General features: G+C 52.0%; 2 protein-coding genes. One reads left to right on the top strand and one right to left on the bottom strand.

Annotated features, from left to right (window positions below; genetic code table 11):
* Positions 1 to 308: 308 nt before the first annotated feature.
* The gene (locus tag RTK32_RS19300; RefSeq protein ID WP_312046824.1) at positions 309 to 701 is read left to right on the top strand and encodes a hypothetical protein; all 393 of its coding nucleotides are present in this window, start codon (positions 309 to 311) and stop codon (positions 699 to 701) included.
* Between the two features lie 1,096 nt (positions 702 to 1,797).
* Here the strand turns inward: RTK32_RS19300 and RTK32_RS19295 are convergent.
* Complete coding sequence (locus RTK32_RS19295) at positions 1,798 to 4,032, bottom strand: hypothetical protein (RefSeq protein ID WP_312046823.1); 2,235 nt, start codon at positions 4,030 to 4,032, stop codon at positions 1,798 to 1,800.
* Positions 4,033 to 4,364 lie beyond the last annotated feature (332 nt).

Genomic DNA, 4,364 nt, shown 5'->3' with positions numbered 1-4,364 from the left:
ATAAATACCTCTTTCAGCGCGCGGCAGCCTCAGCTCTTTAGCATAAACAGTCGCTGGGGCGATATAAAATAAAGCAGCAATAGCCTGGATACCTCAATCTTTTCCACAATCGAAAGCAGCGGCTTACAGCGACATCAGACCCGGCCTGCAGCAAGAAGAAAACGAAAAAAGCAGCGCGCGTAAAAGCTGAGAATTGGTGCCCAATTTCGCATCCTGTCCCGCTGATAAACAGTAAGTAAGCTATTATATTAAGCCTGTATTAATACACCCTGTGCTGATTTTAGTGACGGGTCAATAAGGAATACCTCATGTACACCCCAGTAATGAACGGATACGGCAACACCCTGAAAATAAGTTCAGCTTTTTTTCCTCTGCTTGCGGCCCTGCTGTTTTTGCCCCAGCACGCCTTTGCTGATGTTAAATGCGGTCCTTTTCAACTGGCCGGGCAGACCATGAACGGCAGCTGGTCAACTGTTAATGGCGTCAAAACCCGAAAACAGCAGCTGACCTGGCTGAAACAGAAAGGGGATACCGATAATGTTAAAATGCATTGGATTGTTGCTGCTACAAAATTTCAGGGAGATTATGGAATGACGTACCTGAATAAAGCGGGTAACGCCACGCTGGATGTTGAAGTGCTGCGCAGCAGCCGTAGCCAGATAAAAATTTCAGGTTCGTATGACTGCCATAAGATCGGGTAAGCGCTACTGGTCATTACGATAAGCGGTTCCCCGGATGGGCTGCGCGCTGACTGGCCTGTGTTTAAAATAAGCAGCCTTAACAGTGAGGTAAAGAGATATGCATCGCAGAGAGTTTATCGGTTCTGCAGGTGCACAGGCGGCACTTTCATTCATCTTTTCAAGGCCAACCAGCTGGTGGCACAACAACCTTCAAAACCGCACCTGCCTGATAAATCCTTACTGAAACGTCAAAAAATTGTCATTGGCTAAGGGCAACCTGAAGCCATTGTTCTGGTCACTGCCATCAGCGAAACAACGGGTTAGCCTTTGTTAATAACATTGCGGACAAGGCGCAGTTTTCATATTCAGGCACTACGGCCAGCAGTGAAACAGGTGGTTTTCGCCCTTGTTGATAACATTGCGCACAGGCCCGATCCGAAGCTACGGCTCGACCTGCCGGATAACGACGCGTCAAAGTGGCGTTAACGCAGCCGCACGCCTCGCGCCCTGATAACAGGCGGCCGCTGACGTTTCGTACGCAAGCCGGAGGCGGTAAAAATACCATGTCGCGTTGTATCAAGCCCTGCTGACGGATGGCCAGTTCGATCTGCTCGAGAGTGAAGTCTGTCGTGAGCGCACGCTGATTGGGTTGGCGCACAGGAAGGATAAGCACGTTATTTTTCCAGTCATGAACTGCACTCCACAACTTCTTTTCAGGAGAGTATCGCCCGCCTGAACGAGCAGCGGCGCAGTGCAAATGTGCTGAAGCTGGCGGTAATGCTAAAAGGATCGGTAGACGTCCTGACTCTATGAACGGCACGCCGGCTATGCATCAATATTACGTGCAGCGTCCTCTTGTGATGTGAATGGATGAAACTGGCATGCTGTCGTACATGAGCGGAGAGCGGTCCGGTGAGCCACTAACTTTCGCTATGGTTGGTGAGGTTTCAGCGGCGGGACAGATTGACGGCAGGATTTGGGTAAGGTGTTGGAAGAGGCCCACAAAGGCATGACCCCATAAAAGCGCTACAGGCGCACCCTGACGTTTCGGTAAACGTTTCCGATGCAGCCTGTAGCGTGGGTTGGGGTGACGAAAGCATCGTCGCCCCGTGTTGCATTAAGAGGTGATGGTCACGACTGAAACGTTGGTGGTAACCTGGTTAGTGGTGACGGAAGCATCAACGGCCGCTACCTGTCCCTTAATCAAGCAGCGATACTGTCCGGCATCAGCCGCAGTGACGGCAGCTTTGCTGTAGGTTGCGCTTTTGGCGTTGGTAATATTTGTCCAGGTGGTACCGTTGGTCGATTTCTGCCACTGATAGTTCGCGGCATCCTTAGCTTCTACCGTCAGGTTTAACGTACCGCCCGCGGCAACAGCAACGGTAGCGGCAGGCTGGGTCGCAATCTGCGGCGTAAAGGCGTAGTAAGGCATCGCGTATTCTACCCCGTTGATATTAATACGCATCCACTGCCGCGGTTTGGACTGCTCAACCGGCACGGTGGTGGAAGCCTGAGAACGGGTGCTGATCCCGGCAACATCATCCTGCGCGCCAAAACCGGCCTGGCCATTGTTCATGGACATACGGGCCTCAGCCGGTACGCCGCCATCTGGTGCTGCATTTTGCGTTGCGCCGGATGGCGTGAATATTGCCCAGCTGCCGTTATCACTGCGCATTTCACCGGTGCCGCGAACGTGTACGCCATATTCCCCAAGCGTATCAGGCAGTTTGATCCAAAGACCCGGCAGGACAGCATTATACTGCTGGGTAATATATTGCACCTCGGTAATACCCGGTGAACCCTCCATCCAGTAGGTGACGGCCGGAACCGAGCCTGAACCTCGCGCGACGTGGATATGCAGCGTACCGGCGGAACGGTCACTCTGGATTGGCATGGCGCTATCGCCACCAATGCTACCGTATCCGCTCCGGCAGTCCACTTCGACTTTCCAGTGAGTACCGGTTCTCGGCATCTGGAAGGAGCCGATATTTAACCAGCGCTGGCTGCTGTCAATGGTACCGCGTAGTACACCACTCAGCCACTGCGCGCGCAGCGGATGGTCCAGGTAGGTGCCGTTATTTTGAAACAACGCCATACCCATCTCATATGCGGAGAGTTTGGCTACGATAGCACTGCCATCCGGGTTTTTCGGATAGCTGAACCAGGTCGCACTGCCTGGTGCGGAGGTGCGATCATAATTAACGCCGGTCGGATTAGACCATTGCGACATAATAACGCGTGAATTAAAGAACACGGCATCATAGGTAGATGATTCAATGCTCAGCGCCTCAATCAGCCACTGACCGTTGTTGATATCCATCGGGATGGCGCTGTGCTCAATCCAGCCGTTACGGATCAGGCCCTGACCGTGACGTGGGATCCAGATAGCCGGCGCGTAGCAAAACTGGAAGTTAAATTCTGAAAGCTCAATCGCCGTGGAATGATCCCAGACACCGCTTGGACGGTTGCTCCAGCCTACCTTGATGACCGGGCCTGCGACACGGCTGCAGTACATCTGGGTGAATTTACTGTCAAGGCTGTCAAGATAGTAAATCGATGCTTCGCCCGTGTTGCTGGCTTTAAAATAAGAAACGTTGGCAAAAGTGCCGCCCACGCATTCGTTAGTGATAAAGGGCTGTTTGTTAGACGCGGTATCATTAAACACGCCTACCGTTGCGCCAATCAGCAGGTTGGTCTTTTCATCCTGCTTCACCGTTTGCTGGCCTTCCCATTCAATGCCGTAAACAGAGAAATAGCGGTGATTCAGGGCCAGTACGGCCGAATCTGATTTGTCAGAAATGATACGAGTGCCGATCTGCTTACCAAAGCTGGTAGTCACGCCACGCATCACAAAATCGCCGGCCGCGAAATAGCCACTTGGGTTATAGGGCAGTTCCGCATGATTAGCCGGAATTTTGTCACCGTAGGTACGTAAATCGAGTGGCTTAATCAGATAGGTGCCCACGCCGAAACGGATACCTACCTTAGTGGAAAGACCGCTGGTGAAGCCGCGGGCAAAGCTGCCATTCATAAATTCATACATCGCCTTAACGGCAGGGGCGCAGTCAACCGTGCCGCCCGGTACGGCGCCAAAATCATGTACGGTTAACGCTTCGATATCGCTTTCGCGACGCCAGTGGTATGCGCCGCCGTTACTGGCAATAAAACCGCCATCGTCTGCCGCCGCGACCAGATGACCGGTAAACCAGCCTTCGCCAAAAGTCACCGAGCGGTCGCCGGCAGCAAGGGCATTCCAGGAGCTCAAAAAGACACGTTCACCTTCAGCCGCAGGTTTGCGGGCACGCAGTGCAGCGAAAGAGGCTACTTCATTAAAAATTAGTGTATCAGCCATAATGTTTCCATCCTATGTTAGTGGGTTTTTAACTGTATATCTATACAGTAAAATCACTGTACCCCTCTGGGGGATGAATGGCAATAGTGATTTTAATTATTTATTTCATGCACTTATGGGATTAGCTCGTAACGAGTTAATCAGGCGAGTGATATTAACGCAGTAATATTTCTTATGAATTAAAGGGCGGGTCACCGGGTGGGTAAGGCATTGAGGGGCCATGAGGCCAGAAGAGCAGGGAAATCAAGGAACAAAGAGCTGAGGAGCTAAGCTGATAAAGAGCAGCAGGAAACTAAAAGTGGGCAGAGGACAGTGCCGCGGTAAGGGACTAA

Source organism: Erwinia sp. (assembly GCF_031978025.1).
GTDB lineage: Bacteria > Pseudomonadota > Gammaproteobacteria > Enterobacterales > Enterobacteriaceae > Erwinia.
This window is presented reverse-complemented; position numbering and strand designations above follow the sequence as displayed.

Coding starts and splice junctions, on each gene's coding strand:
- RTK32_RS19295 (WP_312046823.1), bottom strand. CDS start 4,032: ATGGCTGATACACTAATTTTTAATGAAGTAGCCTCTTTCGCTGCACTG.
- RTK32_RS19300 (WP_312046824.1), top strand. CDS start 309: ATGTACACCCCAGTAATGAACGGATACGGCAACACCCTGAAAATAAGT.